Source organism: Arthrobacter sp. ISL-28, from assembly GCF_018613875.1.
Classification (GTDB): domain Bacteria; phylum Actinomycetota; class Actinomycetes; order Actinomycetales; family Micrococcaceae; genus Arthrobacter.
Window position 1 is genome coordinate 127,253 of record NZ_JAGGPJ010000017.1, and the last position, 13,742, is coordinate 140,994.

At 64.0% G+C, this 13,742-nt stretch carries 12 protein-coding genes; 7 read left to right on the forward strand and 5 right to left on the reverse strand.

Going from position 1 to position 13,742, the window contains the following annotated elements:
- Nucleotides 1-59: 59 nt before the first annotated feature.
- The 3 genes from J7E80_RS14240 (at nucleotide 60) to J7E80_RS14250 (ending at nucleotide 4,643) form a co-directional block, all read left to right on the forward strand.
- Nucleotides 60-1,472 (forward strand): VOC family protein, encoded by a 1,413-nt coding sequence (locus J7E80_RS14240; protein ID WP_215052614.1) that lies wholly within the window; start codon nucleotides 60-62, stop codon nucleotides 1,470-1,472.
- A 44-nt stretch (nucleotides 1,473-1,516) separates the two neighbouring features.
- Nucleotides 1,517-3,055, forward strand: coding sequence for an aldehyde dehydrogenase family protein (locus J7E80_RS14245; RefSeq protein ID WP_215052615.1), 1,539 nt, complete (start codon nucleotides 1,517-1,519; stop codon nucleotides 3,053-3,055).
- Nucleotides 3,056-3,293: 238 nt separating this feature from the next.
- Entirely contained in the window at nucleotides 3,294-4,643 is a 1,350-nt protein-coding gene (locus tag J7E80_RS14250) for an FAD-binding oxidoreductase (RefSeq protein ID WP_215052617.1), read from the forward strand.
- 65 nt (nucleotides 4,644-4,708) lie between these two features.
- Here the strand turns inward: J7E80_RS14250 and J7E80_RS14255 are convergent, their stop codons facing one another.
- The 4 genes from J7E80_RS14255 to J7E80_RS14270 are packed head-to-tail and all read right to left on the reverse strand — an operon-like array spanning nucleotide 4,709 to nucleotide 7,639.
- Nucleotides 4,709-5,548 (reverse strand): ABC transporter substrate-binding protein, encoded by an 840-nt coding sequence (locus tag J7E80_RS14255; RefSeq protein ID WP_215052619.1) that lies wholly within the window; start codon nucleotides 5,546-5,548, stop codon nucleotides 4,709-4,711.
- 25 nt (nucleotides 5,549-5,573) lie between these two features.
- Nucleotides 5,574-6,227, reverse strand: a complete 654-nt coding sequence (locus J7E80_RS14260; RefSeq protein WP_215052621.1) for an amino acid ABC transporter permease — start codon at nucleotides 6,225-6,227, stop codon at nucleotides 5,574-5,576.
- Nucleotides 6,224-6,862, reverse strand: coding sequence for an amino acid ABC transporter permease (locus tag J7E80_RS14265; protein ID WP_215052623.1), 639 nt, complete (start codon nucleotides 6,860-6,862; stop codon nucleotides 6,224-6,226). The genes J7E80_RS14260 and J7E80_RS14265 overlap by 4 nt, the downstream gene beginning before the upstream one ends.
- Before the next feature lie 6 nt (nucleotides 6,863-6,868).
- Complete coding sequence (locus tag J7E80_RS14270) at nucleotides 6,869-7,639, reverse strand: amino acid ABC transporter ATP-binding protein (protein ID WP_251036875.1); 771 nt, start codon at nucleotides 7,637-7,639, stop codon at nucleotides 6,869-6,871.
- 352 nt (nucleotides 7,640-7,991) lie between these two features.
- Between J7E80_RS14270 and J7E80_RS14275 the strand changes: the two genes are divergently transcribed.
- Complete coding sequence (locus J7E80_RS14275; RefSeq protein ID WP_215052625.1) at nucleotides 7,992-8,915, forward strand: LysR family transcriptional regulator; 924 nt, start codon at nucleotides 7,992-7,994, stop codon at nucleotides 8,913-8,915.
- A gap of 184 nt (nucleotides 8,916-9,099) precedes the next feature.
- Complete coding sequence (locus J7E80_RS14280) at nucleotides 9,100-10,272, forward strand: Glu/Leu/Phe/Val dehydrogenase dimerization domain-containing protein (protein ID WP_311380841.1); 1,173 nt, start codon at nucleotides 9,100-9,102, stop codon at nucleotides 10,270-10,272.
- A 21-nt stretch (nucleotides 10,273-10,293) separates the two neighbouring features.
- Here the strand turns inward: J7E80_RS14280 and J7E80_RS14285 are convergent, their stop codons facing one another.
- The gene (locus J7E80_RS14285; protein ID WP_215052629.1) at nucleotides 10,294-11,301 is read right to left on the reverse strand and encodes a LacI family DNA-binding transcriptional regulator; all 1,008 of its coding nucleotides are present in this window, start codon (nucleotides 11,299-11,301) and stop codon (nucleotides 10,294-10,296) included.
- 139 nt (nucleotides 11,302-11,440) lie between these two features.
- Here J7E80_RS14285 and J7E80_RS14290 point away from each other — a divergent pair, with 139 nt between their 5' ends.
- The gene (locus J7E80_RS14290) at nucleotides 11,441-12,619 is read left to right on the forward strand and encodes a Gfo/Idh/MocA family protein (RefSeq protein WP_215052630.1); all 1,179 of its coding nucleotides are present in this window, start codon (nucleotides 11,441-11,443) and stop codon (nucleotides 12,617-12,619) included.
- Nucleotides 12,616-13,623, forward strand: coding sequence for a sugar phosphate isomerase/epimerase (locus J7E80_RS14295; protein WP_215052632.1), 1,008 nt, complete (start codon nucleotides 12,616-12,618; stop codon nucleotides 13,621-13,623). Before J7E80_RS14290 ends, J7E80_RS14295 begins: the two co-directional genes overlap by 4 nt.
- The last annotated feature ends 119 nt before the right edge of the window (nucleotides 13,624-13,742 follow it).

The following is a 13,742-nucleotide window of genomic DNA, read 5'->3' on the forward strand; positions in this document are numbered from 1 at the left end:
ACAAAACGACCATCTGCACCATCGCCACCCAAAAAGACAGCACCAGAAAGGACAAGCCCATGCCAACGACGACGAAGCTGCAGCTCTGGGAACTCCGGGCCGAATTCGCCCTGCGCCTGGCCACGCTTTACGGCAACGAGGTTCCGGCCTACAACACCCTCGTGGACGTCTCCCGCGAGGTCAACGAGGACTTCATCCGCAAAAACGGCCAAGACGCTGAACGCCTGGGAAGCATCCAACGCGTCACCGCCGAACGGCATGGAGCCATCCGCGTCGGATCAGCCCGGGAACTGGCCCAGGTGGCCCGCGTCTTCGCAGCCTTCGGGATGTATCCGGTCGGTTTCTACGACCTCCGTGACGCGTCCAAAAGCTCGGTTCCCGTGGTGTCTACGGCCTTCCGCCCAGTCGATTCCGATGAGCTGGCCAGGAACCCGTTCAGGGTATTCACCTCGATGCTGGCACATGACGACAGGCGATTCTTCGATGAGGAGACCGAAAAGCAGCTCGAGGCCTTCATCGGCGCCCGAACACTGTTCAGCGAAGAGCTGCTCTCGCTGGCGGATAAGGCCAGCGCCGATCAAGAACTGGAGCAGGAGGAGGCAGCACGCCTCCTGGATCTTGCGACTGCCGCCTTCGAGCTGTCCCAGGAACCCGTGGAGCACGACTGGTACTTCAAGCTTGAAAAGATTTCCGCAGTCGCCGCCGACATCGGCGGCGTCCCCTCGACACACATTAACCACCTCACTCCGCGCGTGCTCGACATTGATGACCTCTACGCCCGGATGCAGGCCCGCGGCATCGCGATGATCGATGAGATCCAGGGCCCGCCGAACTGGGAAGGACCCGATGTCCTGCTCCGGCAAACGTCCTTCCGCGCCCTCGCCGAGGAGCGCAGCTTCCGCCAGGCGGACGGCGAAGTCCGTCCGGGATCCCTCCGGGTCCGCTTCGGCGAAGTCGAACAGCGCGGCATCGCCCTGACCGAACGCGGGCGGGACATCTACGACAGGATGGTGGCCGAAGTCGACAGCCGGCTGGCGGCAGCACCGGCCGGGACCACCCGCGTCGAGATCGCCGAGCAGGTGTGGCGGAAGCACCTTCCGAGGACGGAGCAGGAACTTGCCCTGAAGGGGCTCGCTTACTTTACGTACCGGGTCAGCGGACCGGGCCAGGCGCCCCGACAGAGCGCCGCGTCCCTGCCTGAGCTCGTCGGCGCCGGGGTCCTTGTCCCCGAACCCATCGTCTACGAAGACTTCCTGCCGCGTTCGGCAGCCGGGATCTTCCAGTCAAACCTCACGGATGACGGTTCCCGCGACGACGAACAGCTCGGCACCCGCTATGACATCGACCGGCTCTCCGAAGTTCTGGGCACCAGGATCTTCGACCCCAACGAGCTGTATACGGCACAGCAGAACGCCTCGATAGATGCAGCCGCACAGCAACTCGGTATCACCATCACAGACCGCCCCTCCTAATACCAACCGCACACGTACCGCCAAGACTCCCAAGAAAGGCAATCATGACCACTCTTACGTCCACCATCCCTGCCACTGCAGAAATCACCGAAGAGGTCCGCAAGAGCCTCCAGGCCATCGGCGTGGATCCCGCATCGCTGGACGGCACCCGGGCAACCCGGACCCCCATCACCGGCGAAGTCATCCTCCACACCAAGGTCCACAGCGGCGAAGAAATCGACGCAGCCATCACCGAGGCCGCGGAAGCCTTCAAGACCTGGCGCAACGTCCCGGCACCGGTCCGCGGTGCGTTGGTCAAGCGCTGGGGTGAGCTGCTGACCGAGCACAAAGACGATATCGCCACCCTCATCACCGCCGAAGTGGGCAAGATCCGCTCCGAAGCCCTGGGCGAAGTCCAGGAAATGATCGACATCGCAGACCTCGCCGTCGGCCAGTCCCGCCAGCTGTACGGCAAGACCATGCCCTCTGAGCGCCCGGGCCACCGCCTGGCCGAGACCTGGCACCCGCTCGGCGTGGTCGGCATCATCTCCGCCTTTAACTTCCCGGTCGCTGTCTATGCCTGGAACACCGCACTGGCCCTTGTTGCCGGAGACACCGTGGTGTGGAAGCCCGCCGATGCCACCCGGCTCTCGGCGCTCGCCGTGGACGCGCTCCTCGCCCGGGCGGTCAAGGACGTCGGAGCGCCTGAGGGTATCCACCACCTGCTCCTGACGGACCGCGTCGGCGGGCAGAAACTGGTCGAAGACCCGCGTGTCGCCTTGGTCTCGGCCACCGGCTCTGTGCGCATGGGCCAGGAGATCTCTCCCGTGGTCGCCAAGCGCTTCGGCCGGGTGCTGCTGGAACTCGGCGGCAACAACGGCGCCATCGTGGCCCCATCCGCAGACCTGGATCTGGCGCTGCGCGGCATCGTCTTCGCCGCCGCAGGCACCGCCGGCCAGCGCTGCACCTCGCTGCGCCGCCTCATCGTGCACTCGTCAATCGCCGATACGCTCGTCAGCCGGATCGTCGAGGCATACCGCACACTGAACATCGGCAGCCCCACGCAGGAAGAAACCCTGGTGGGCCCGCTGATCAACGCCACCAGCTTCAAGGCCCAGCAGGACGCCCTGATCCAGGCCGTGGCTGAGGGCGGCGAGGTCGTTTACGGCGGGAACCGTGTGCTGGCCGAGGACCAGCCCGGCGCCTACTACGTCGAACCTGCCGTCGTGCGCATGCCTGCGCAGACCGCCGTCGTGCATGACGAGACCTTCGCCCCCATCCTGTACGTCATGACGTATGAAACCCTGGAGGAGGCCATCGAAATCCACAACAGCGTTCCGCAGGGGCTGTCCTCGGCGATCTTCACCCAGGACCAGACCGAGGCCGAGCGGTTCCTTTCGGCCAGCGGGTCCGACTGCGGCATCGCCAACGTCAACATCGGCACCTCAGGCGCCGAAATCGGCGGCGCCTTCGGCGGCGAAAAGGAAACCGGCGGCGGACGCGAATCCGGCTCCGACTCCTGGAAGGTCTACATGCGCCAGGCCACCAACACCATCAACTACTCCGGCGAACTGCCGCTCGCCCAAGGCGTGAAGTTCCTCTAGCCAACGCCCCGCAGGCGCAACGGCGGAAGGAACAGCCTTGAACGCATGCACAGAACTCCAGCCGGCTTTCCGGCCGGAACAGTTCCGTGACCCGTCGGACTGCGCAGGCGACTGCTATTACTGCACAGGCCCGGAAACCGACTGAGAAGAACACTGCGGTGGCCGCCTCCGGGCGGCCACCGCTTTTTTGCTTTGACGGCGGGCAAGGGCAGACCCACCAGACAAAGGAAAGACCAAAGTGAATACAATCAAGGAGCTGACGGAAGGGCTCGAGGGCAGGATCCTGACCGACCCCTACCAGCTGCTGCACTACAGTTCCGACGCCTCTCGCGCAGTACCCGAGGGGCTGCCTCTGGCCGTCCTCGCAGCACGCAGCACAGAGGAAGTGGCGGCGGGAGTCCGCTGGGCGGCAAGGAATAATGTCCACGTGTCAGTCCGCGGCGCCGGAACCGGGCTGGCCGGCGGGGCCGTCGCCTATCCCCAGGGCCTTGTCATATCTCTCGCCGAGATGGACAAGATCCTCAGCATTGATCCCGGTAATAGGCTCGCTGAGGTCCAGGCGGGCGTCATCACGGCCGACATCGACGCTGCCGCAGCCGAACACGGGCTCATGTACGCCCCCGACCCCGCCAGCTACCGCCAGTCAACGATCGGTGGGAACATCGCCACCAACGCCGGCGGGCTCCGTTGTGTGAAGTACGGCGTGACCACCGACAGTGTCGCGGGTCTGGAAGTTGTACTGGCCGACGGCGAGATCATCCGCACCGGGTCCAAGACCCGGAAGAACGTGGTCGGGTACGACCTCACCAGCCTGTTCGTCGGTTCGGAAGGAACGCTGGGCATCGTCACCTCGGCCATCGTCAGGCTCAAGCCCCGTCCCGCCGGCACTGCCGTCACTTTCCGCGCGACGTTCCCTACCGTCGCGGCCGCCGGACGTGCTGTTACCAGCATGATGAACAGCCCTGTGGTTCCCGATGTCATGGAACTGATGGACCGGGCCAGTGTGGAGATCGTCGAAAAGTTTCACCCGACCGGGCTCTCGACCGACGGGGCGGCCATTCTCGTCGGGCAGTTCATTTCACTGACGTCAGAACAAGACGCTGAGTTTGCTGCACGGCTCTGCGAGGAGGCAGGCGCCACCAACGTGGAGCAGGCGGAGGGCGACGTGCTCCTCGAAGCACGCCGCGTGTCCGGCAAGGCACTCGACGCCAGGGGTCTGCGTGCCTCCTGCGACGTCGCCGTGCCGATCGCCCGGCTGGGCGACATGTTTGAAGCGCTGGAGAGGATCAGTGCGGAGGAGAACGTGGCCATACCGACGTTTGCCCATGCCGGCGACGGGAACCTCCACCCGTCCGTTGTGATCACGGATGAGTCGGCCGAGGCCTACGCGGAAGCGGAACGGATACTGGACCTCATCACCGACCAGGCACTGCGGTTGGGCGGCACCATCAGCGGCGAGCACGGCGTGGGGTCGCTCAAATTCGGGTCCCTGACAAAGCAGCTGGATCCCGCCTCACATGCGGCGCACCTGCGGATCAAGAAGGCTTTCGACCCGCAGGGAATCCTCACCCCGGGCCGCGGCGTATAGCCCGCTCGCACACGCACGAAGAGGCGGTCCCCCTGCGGGGACCGCCTCTTCTGTTGCCGCTCGCCTTACTTGATCAGGCGCGCCTCGCCGGTTTCTGCTGCTGAGGCGTCCAGGCCGTTGGCCTTCAGGATCTCCGCGAGCTTGCCGTTTTCACGCAGTGTTTTGAGATCAGCGTTCAACGCTGCGAGCAGTTCAGTGTTCTTCTGCGGCACGGGGATGGCTATCTGGGCCGCTTCCTTGGATGCCGCTATCGCTTCGTGGGGCTTGATGACCGCGACCTTGAAGTCGCCCTTCTTGTTGAACTGTGCGGAGCCGTAGCTGTCGATGCCGATGTCGATGCGGCCGGCAGCGAGGTCCTGGTTCATGTTCAGCGTGGTCGGATAGACCCTCAGGGAATCCCCGAGGAGCTTCTTCATGTCGTCCACCCACAGGTAGCCGTCTACCGTGCCCACGGTCTTGCCCTTGAGCTGCTCGGCGTCGTCAAGCCCGTCCTTGGAGATGATGGCCATCTGGTCCGTGTAGATCGGTTCGGTGAGGCCCACGATCTCCGCCCGGGCGGCTGTGCGGTACCACGCTGCAATCGAGACGTCGGCGCGGCCTGCCTGCACGGTGGGGATGTTCGCTGCGGTCGCGACCGACTTCGCCGACACTGTCAGGCACTCCATCTCGGCGATGGCATTGACGATGTCGCCGTCGACACCAGTCACCTTGCTTCCCTGGAGCTTGGAGAAAGGGGGAAGGTCGTACAGGACCACCGAGAGCTTGCCCTGTGCGACAGTGGGGAAAGTGTGGGCGGGCTTGCAGTCCGCACTCGGGGCGCCACTGGCGGCGGCCCCGCAGCCGGTCAGGGCGGTGGCGGCGGCAACGGTCAGTACAGTGACGACGGCGGCTTTCTGGATTTTCATGGTTTCTCTCCTTGAGGTGGGGAACTTAGAGGTGGCGGGCAAGGCGTTTTTCCGCCCTGCAGGTGAGCCAGCTAGCCGGAATGGTAATGGCGGCGTACATCAGACCGGCAAGAACCAGCACGCTGAGGTAGTTGAAGGTGGTGGAACCGATGGAATACGCCTGGCTGAGCAGTTCCGGCAGCGCCACCGTGTAAGCCAGGGACGTGGCCTGGAAGATCAGGATGGCGAAACCGATGAGGGACGGAATGGCAACCCGAAAGCCCTGGGGAATGACGATGAACCGGAGTGTGTCGCCCCGGCTCATGCCCAGTGCGCCTGCTGCTTCCACTTCACCCTGCGGCACGGACTGCAGACCGCCGCGCAGGATTTCGCTGGTGTATGCGGCCGTGGTGGCTGCCAAAGCAACCACACTCGCCCCTATCGAGGACAGGGTGAGGCCACTGGCGGGGAGGCCGAAGTAGAAGATCTGAAGGACCACCAGGGCCGGGGTGCCGCGCCCTATCTCAACGATGCCGATGATGAGGGTTCTCACGAGTTTCTTCTTGCTGCCGGCACCGATGGCCAGCAGCAGCCCGCCGGGAACACCGATGAGCAGGCTTAGCAGTGCCACCTGGACGCTGACGCCCAGGCCGGCCAGCAGCCCGGGCAGGAAGGAAGGCCAGTCGTTGAGGATGTTCATCGGGCTACTTTCTGCCGCAGTCGGGCGTCCAGCGCCCGGGTGGCCCAGGCGCAGGGGATGGTCATGATGACGTACACCAGGGCTGCCAGGAAGAACGGTCCGAGTGCGTCTGAGCTTTGGCGGGACTGGTCGTTGGCGAAGTACACGATTTCGGAGACGCCGATGGTGTAGGCCACGGATGAATCTTTGAGCAGGCCGATGGCGTAGCTTGCCGCGGCCGGAATGGAGACCCGGAAGACCTGGGGCCCGATGATGACCGTGAGAACGGACGGCCTGCCCATGCCCAGGGCTTCACCCGCTTCCCACTGCCCGTGCGTGATGGCGGAGAGTCCGCCCCGGTAAATTTCGGCCATGTAGGCGCAGGAGATCAGTCCGAGGCCAGTGATCGCGGATGTGAGCGGATCGAGCATGGGCAGCGCCGTGCCGAGGCCGAAGTAGATGATGAACAGCCAGACGATGGGCGGGATGCCGCGCAGGATTTCGATCAGGGAGACGGCGATGAAGCTGACCCCGGGGATTTTGGAACGCCGGCCCAAGGCCAGTGGGATTCCTCCGAGGGCGCCGATGCCCAGGGCGGCTACCGTCAGCCCGATGGTCATCGGGACGCCTTGGAGAATAATGAGGAAAATGTCCATGCTGCCTCAGCGCTCCAGGACGGCGCGGAGGAACTCGCGCGTGCGCGGCTGCACGGGGTTGGTGAAGATCCGCTCAGGATCCCCTTCTTCGATGATTGACCCGTTCGCCATGACCACCAGATGGTCGCAAACATCCCGCGCGAACTGCATTTCGTGGGTCACCACCACCATGGTCATGCCCTCCGCGGCCAGCTCCTTCATGACGGCCAGGACTTCGAGTCCCACTTCGGGGTCAAGGGCAGACGTGGGCTCATCAAAGAGCATCACCCTCGGGTCCAGGGCCAGCGCCCGGGCGATCGCGATGCGCTGCTGCTGTCCACCGGAGCAGCGGGACGGGTACTGTTTCGCTTTGTCCGCGAGCCCCACACGCTCCAGCAGCTTCATGGAGCGGGCGTCCGCTTCCTTGCGCGGACGCCCCAGAACGCGCTCCTGGGCGATGCTGACGTTGCGCAGGACGTTCAGGTGCGGGAAGAGGTTGAATGACTGGAACACCATCCCTACGTTCCTGCGCAGTGCGGCCAGGTCCTTCGCAGTGAAGTTGGTGCCGGCATCAATCTGGCTGCCTTCCACCGTGATGCACCCGGTGTCCGGGCGTTCCAGCAGGTTGATGCACCGGAGCAGCGTGCTCTTGCCTGCGCCACTGGGCCCGATCATGGCGGTGACTTCACCCTCCCGGACGGACAGCGAGACGTTGTTCAGGACGGTGTGGTCGCCGTATTTCTTGGCAACGGAATCAAGCTGTATGGCCATGGGTTTCGTCAGGGGTTTTTGCTGCATATGTGGCGGCATTCTGGCTGTGCTCCTATGGGTTGACGCAAGGAATGCGTAGGGCAGGGCTGTTGGGTGGTGCCGGGTGCTGCGGCCGACAGTTGCCCGACTTATCTGCATGACTATGCCGGAGCGGTTAGGCCAGCGGAAGGTTCCCAGAATGACCGATCGTGGTCCTAGGGCAAGCAAAACTTTCGCTGGCGTAGAGAGGTGCGCCGCAGCCGCGCCATCGCATGGAATCCCCCGAAATCAGAGCGACCACAGCTGAGGTGCCGGATGTAAACACCACGATTCCAAGCCGCTGTGTGACGTTCACGGCCACATCTTTGCGGCTGGCACAACCATGGGGTTAGCTGGCCGTATGCTCAATCCCCTGCACCTGAGGACTCTCATCGTTGTTCTGAGGACCGGCTCATTCGCAGAGGCCGCACGCCGGCTCGGATACACCGGCTCCGCCGTCTCGCAACAAATGGCCGCCCTGGAGCGATCAGTGAAGATGGCGCTGTTCGAGAGGGACGCCCACGGGATCAGGGCCACGCCCGCTGCAGGGTTTCTGGCCGAGAAAGCGCAGGACGTGCTCACGGCGTTTGGCGCCTTCGAAGACGAAGTCCGCGCCATGTCTGAAGGCCACGCCGGCCGCGTCCGCCTGGGCAGCTTCCCCACCGCCAGCCAGAAGCTGCTTCCGCTCGCCCTTTCCGCCTTCGTCCAAGCACACGAAAACGTCAAGATCGAACTCGACGAAGGCGAGCCCGACAAGCTCGTCCCCCTGCTCCTGGACCGCGATCTGGATCTCGCACTCGTCTACCACTATGACCTTGTTCCCCACCCCTGGCCCCGGGCCCTCAAGTCCGCTGCGCTCCTGAGCGAGGAGCTGATGCTGCTCCTGCCAAGGGGCCACCGCGTGGAGGGGCAAGAGATATCCCTGGCCGGGCTCGACGACGAGTCATGGGTTTCCACGGGAGAACGGACCCCCGGTGCCCGCTCTCTTCGGCGCGCCTGCGCGGCAGCCGGGTTCGAACCTGAGATCCACTTCCGCAGTGACGACTATGACGTCATCAGAGGCTTCGTCCGGTCGGGCTTGGGGATCGCCGTGATCCCCGCATTGGCCCACGTCCCGTCGGACGACATCTCCACCGCCCGCATCACCGACCTCCATGTTCGCCGGCATGTCCTGGCTCTCTATCCCCCTACTGCCGTGAACCCGGCAGTAGAAGGCGCCGTGGCCGCCTTCAGAACAGCGGCGGCGGCGGCGGCACAGCAAACTCCCGGAGTGGCACCCGGTTAGCGCCGCCGTCGTAATTCCCCTTCAGTCGCCGGTGACCACCCCCGCAACTGCCATCCGTCGAGCAGAGCAAGAAGTCCTTATGCCGCCTGCAGCAACTGTGGCACTGGGGCTATGGCATCCGCAGTGGCCCGCACTGCAAGCTGGCTAGTAATTGCTAATGCTTGGAGAGAGGGACGGATCTACTGTGACTGAGAGCGTTTTTGGACTGATGGATGACTGGGGCCCCGAAAAGATCGTTGCCGTCTCGGACAGAAGGACGGGCATGCGTGGCGTCCTGGTCCTGGACAACACGGCACGGGGAACGGGGAAGGGCGGAACCCGGATGAGTCCCAGCCTGACAGTGCATGAAGTAGCACGGCTTGCGAGGACAATGACCTGGAAATGGGCGGCGGTGGATCTTTTCCATGGCGGCGCCAAGGCAGGTATTTTGGGGGACCCCAATGACCCGAACAAGGAAGCGATACTGCGTGCCTTCGCCCGCGCCCTTTCAAACGAAGTCCCATCAGAGTATGTATTCGGGCTCGACATGGGTCTGGCCGAGGAGGACGCGGCGATATTCCTCGATGAACTCGGAGACCGCGGAGCATCGACTGGCCTTCCCCGGGCACTCGGCGGCCTTCCCTACGACCAACTGGGCGTCACAGGCTACGGCGTTGCCGAAGCCGCGGAAGCTGCAGCCCAAAGCCGGAATATCCCGCTCAAAGGATCGCGGGTTTCCATCCAGGGATTCGGCGCGGTAGGACAGGCCGCGGCTACGCGCCTTGTGGAACTGGGAGCCACCATCGTGGCAGTCTCGACGGCGGCCGGCGCGGTTCACGACCCTGACGGTCTTGACATCGGAAAACTGGTCAATTTTCGTTCGGCAGCCGGAGATGACTGTGTACACCACTACGGCTCGGTTCTGCCGGCGGATGCCGCCCTGACCGTGGATGCCGACATCCTGATCCCCGCTGCCCGGGAAGACACGGTCAATGACGTCATCGCTGCATCAACCAATGTGAAACTCGTGATCGAAGGGGCAAACCTCCCCACGTCCCCCAGCTCACGCAGAATCCTTCACGAGCGCGGCATTGCAGTCGTCCCCGACTTCATCGCCAACGCCGGCGGCATCGTGGCGGCTGCTCACTCCATGGCCGCCAGGTACTCCCCGTTCGTGGTGGAACCCGAGGACATCTTCACCATGATCTCCACGAAACTGCGGGCCAACACCAGCGCGGTCCTTGACGAAAGCAGCCGTGCCGGCCTGACACCCCACGAAGCGGCCTACGGACTGGCACAAAAGCGGGTCCTGGACGCCATGCAACTGCGCCGCCAGATCCCCAAGATGGCGACAGACACGATCGATGTCCTTGTGTAGGGGGCTACGCGGATCCGCCCGTCAGGCCGGAGCTGCCGTAGAAGCCCTGACGACCAGCTCCGGTTCCACCAGCATGGTCCTGACCGGCACGTGAGGATCTTTCATCCGGTCCAGCAGAGCCTGCGCAGCCTTGGCTCCGACTTCCCCGTTGCGGCCATCGACAGTGGTGAGCCGCAAGAGGTTGGCGGAGGCGAGGGGCGAATTGTCGTAACCGATGAGGGACAGGTCCTCAGGGATGCGCAGGCCCCTGTCGCGCGCCGCTCCCGCTGCCCCGAGCGCCATGGTGTCGTTGGCCGCAAAAATGGCTGTGAGTGAGGGGTTTTGATCCAACAGCTTCAGTGCTGCCTGGTACCCATCGGATTCCATTGTGAATCCCTGGCCCCGCGTGATGTGCGGCCGCAGCCCATTCTCGAGCATGGAAGCTTCGTACGCCGCGGCGCGTAGACGTGCAGCGCCTCCGCCGCCGGTGACATGTCCAATATCCCTATGGCCCATACCGATCAGGTGCTCCGTGGCCAGCCGGCCGCCCACCATGTCGTCGTTCGTCACAATGTCGGCGCCCGGAACACGGATGTCTCGGTTGCCTGCGACAACCGCCGGAACGTCGAGAGCGGCGAACATCTCTTCAGATGGCTCGGTTGCGATGACGATGCCGTCCACGCGCAGCGACATCAGGCCGTCCACCGGCGTCCGGTCAAGGTGGGCATTGAATAAGGGATCAGCGACGGCAACGCGGAATCCCAACGGTGCGAGTTGCTCGTGCAGGCCAGCCAGGAGCCCGACGAACCAGAGGTTCCGGTAATCGTCCAGAACTACGCCGATGGTGCGGGACCTGTTGCCGGCCAAGGTTGCGGCAGCGCGGTTGGGCCGGTAGTTCAGCCGCTTAATAGCCTCCTCCACTGCGGCGCGGCGGGCGGGCGAAACACCATGGGCGCCGCGCAAGACCAACGAGACCAGCGACTTTGATACCCCCGCCTCGGAGGCGACATCGTAAATGTTCGGGCGTCTGCCGCCAGTTTCCTGAGTCACCCTGCCATTGTCACCTATACTGTCGATTTAGGGCTATTGACAGGACAAACTTCGAGTCCTATCGTTTTCTGGAACGCTCCATTTGTTCCCATTATTTAATCGGCGGAGCCACACAAGCCCGTTTCAAAGGAGAAAACCAATGCCCAAAGACATCGGCGTAGCCGTCATCGGTGCAGGCATGGCGGGTAAGGCCCATGCCGCCGCCTTCCGCACCGCATCCACGCTGTACAACCCGGTCCTTCCGCCGGTCCGGCTGGTTTCTATCGGAGACGTCAATCCGGAGTTCGGATCCATCGCGGCACAGCGCTTCGGCTATGAACGGAACGACACCTCCTGGCAGGCGATCGCTGAGGCCGAGGACATCGATGTGGTCAGTGTCGTCATCGCGAATTCGCTGCACCGTGAGGTGGTTGAGGGCCTGCTCGCTGCCGGCAAGCACGTGCTGTGCGAAAAGCCCTTGAGCGACACCCTGGACGACGCGCGTGCCATGGCCGAAGCCGCCCGCAATGCATCGTCCATCGCCCGGATCGGGTTCACCTTCCGCCGCACGCCCGGGATTGCCTACATCCGCGACCTGATCCGGAACGGAACTCTTGGAAAGGTGCTGCACTTCAGCGGCCGCTACTGGACGGACTACGGCTTCAGCCCCGACGCACCCATGAGCTGGCGATACAAGGGCGGCCCGGGCTCGGGTGCCCTGGCTGATGTCGGCTCCCATCTGACCTACGTCGCCGAATTCCTTTGCGGCGACATCCGCTCCATCAGTGGCGGACGTTTTAGCACTGCCATCGGCAAGCGTCCGCTCCCCCTCGGCGCCGTCATGGGCCACGACCACGCCGCGGTCATCGACGTTTTCGAGGCCGTCGAAAACGACGACTACGCCGCATTCTCGGCCGAATTCGACCACGGCTCCGGAGGCTTCGAGGTCTCCCGCGTAGCCGCCGGGCACGCAAACAGCCTCATCTTCGAAGTCTTCTGTGAAAACGGAGCGGCCAGGTTCGACCAGCGCCGCCCGGCCGAAGTTGAGCTCTTCCTCAATTCCGGCCCCTCAGCGGAAAACGGCTACCGCCAGGTCATCCTCGGCCCCGAACACCCATACCTGGCGGGTGGTCTCGCCATGGACGCACCGAGCGTCGGCTTCGGCCAGAACGACGCCTTCGGCTACCAGGCCAGGGCCTTCCTCGAGGAAGTCGCAGGCCTGGATGAAGCAACGTCCCTGCCCCGCTGCGCCACGTTTGATGAGGGCGTGCACAACATGGAACTGCTCGCCGCAGTCGCAGAATCAGCGCTCGGATCCGGAAAGAAGGTAACCCTGTGAAACTCGGCGTCTACAACGCGATCCTGCACGACCGGCCGCTCCCCGAAGCCCTGAAAGTCATCGCCGACCTCGGTTTGACCGGAATCGAAATCAATTCCGGCGGATTCCTTCCCCCGGTCCACATCCCCACCTTCGACGACATCCTCGAAAGCGACGCAGCCCGCGACGACTACCTGGCCGTTTTCGAGGGCACCGGAGTCTCAATCGCGGGATTGAACTGCAACGGCAATCCCCTGCACCCCAACCGCACCATCGGGGACAAGCACGCCGAAGACATCAGGCGCTCCATCCGCCTGGCCAACCGCCTCGGACAGAACCGGGTGGTCACCATGTCCGGACTCCCTGGCGGGGAGCCTGGTGCCACCGTACCCAACTGGATCGTTAACGCCTGGAACTCAGCAGCCCTGGACGTCCTCGACTACCAGTGGAAGATCGCAGCGGACTTCTGGACGGAAACTGACAAGCTCGCCCGTGACGTGGACGTCAAGGTCGCCCTGGAACTGCATCCGCAAAACCTCGTCTTCAACCCCGCCGACGTGCGCAAGCTCGTGGAACTCACAGGCGCCACCCACGTCGGCGTTGAACTCGACGCCTCACACCTGTTCTGGCAGCAAATGGACCCGGTCGCCGTGATCCGCGAACTCGGACCGCTTGTCTTCCAGGCAGCGGCAAAGGACGTCCGCATCAACACCGAAAGGGCGGCCATTTACGGGGTCCTCGACAACCGCTTCCGCCGCTTGTCTCCCGACGAGAACCGCACCAATCTCGGTGGAGACGAATGGGCCAACGAGTGGCCCAAGCCCGCCGCCTGGGACTTCGTCGCCCTCGGCAAGGGCCACGACGTGGCGTACTGGACCGAGTTCCTCCGCGCCCTCCACGACGTCGACCCGGACATGCTGGTCAACATCGAACACGAAGACGTCGAGCTCGGCCGCGTCGAAGGCCTCGAAGTTGCGGCCAAGGTTCTGAAAGAAGCAGACGCGGCCCTGGCCGTCTCTGCCTGAGCAGCAACCGCCAGCACATGCCAGCCTGGCCCGGCCTCGTGCCGGGCCAGGCTGCTTAACGTCTACGTAAGGTGCTGTCGCCACCAAGGGCCCTCCGGCTCAATTGTAGGAACCTGACA

Bases quoted from the DNA above. Each gene is read 5' to 3' on its own strand.
- J7E80_RS14240 (WP_215052614.1), top strand. From the start codon at position 60: ATGCCAACGACGACGAAGCTGCAGCTCTGGGAACTCCGGGCCGAATTC.
- J7E80_RS14245 (WP_215052615.1), top strand. From the start codon at position 1,517: ATGACCACTCTTACGTCCACCATCCCTGCCACTGCAGAAATCACCGAA.
- J7E80_RS14255 (WP_215052619.1), bottom strand. From the start codon at position 5,548: ATGAAAATCCAGAAAGCCGCCGTCGTCACTGTACTGACCGTTGCCGCC.
- J7E80_RS14260 (WP_215052621.1), bottom strand. From the start codon at position 6,227: ATGAACATCCTCAACGACTGGCCTTCCTTCCTGCCCGGGCTGCTGGCC.
- J7E80_RS14265 (WP_215052623.1), bottom strand. From the start codon at position 6,862: ATGGACATTTTCCTCATTATTCTCCAAGGCGTCCCGATGACCATCGGG.
- J7E80_RS14270 (WP_251036875.1), bottom strand. From the start codon at position 7,639: ATGCAGCAAAAACCCCTGACGAAACCCATGGCCATACAGCTTGATTCC.
- J7E80_RS14275 (WP_215052625.1), top strand. From the start codon at position 7,992: ATGCTCAATCCCCTGCACCTGAGGACTCTCATCGTTGTTCTGAGGACC.
- J7E80_RS14290 (WP_215052630.1), top strand. From the start codon at position 11,441: ATGCCCAAAGACATCGGCGTAGCCGTCATCGGTGCAGGCATGGCGGGT.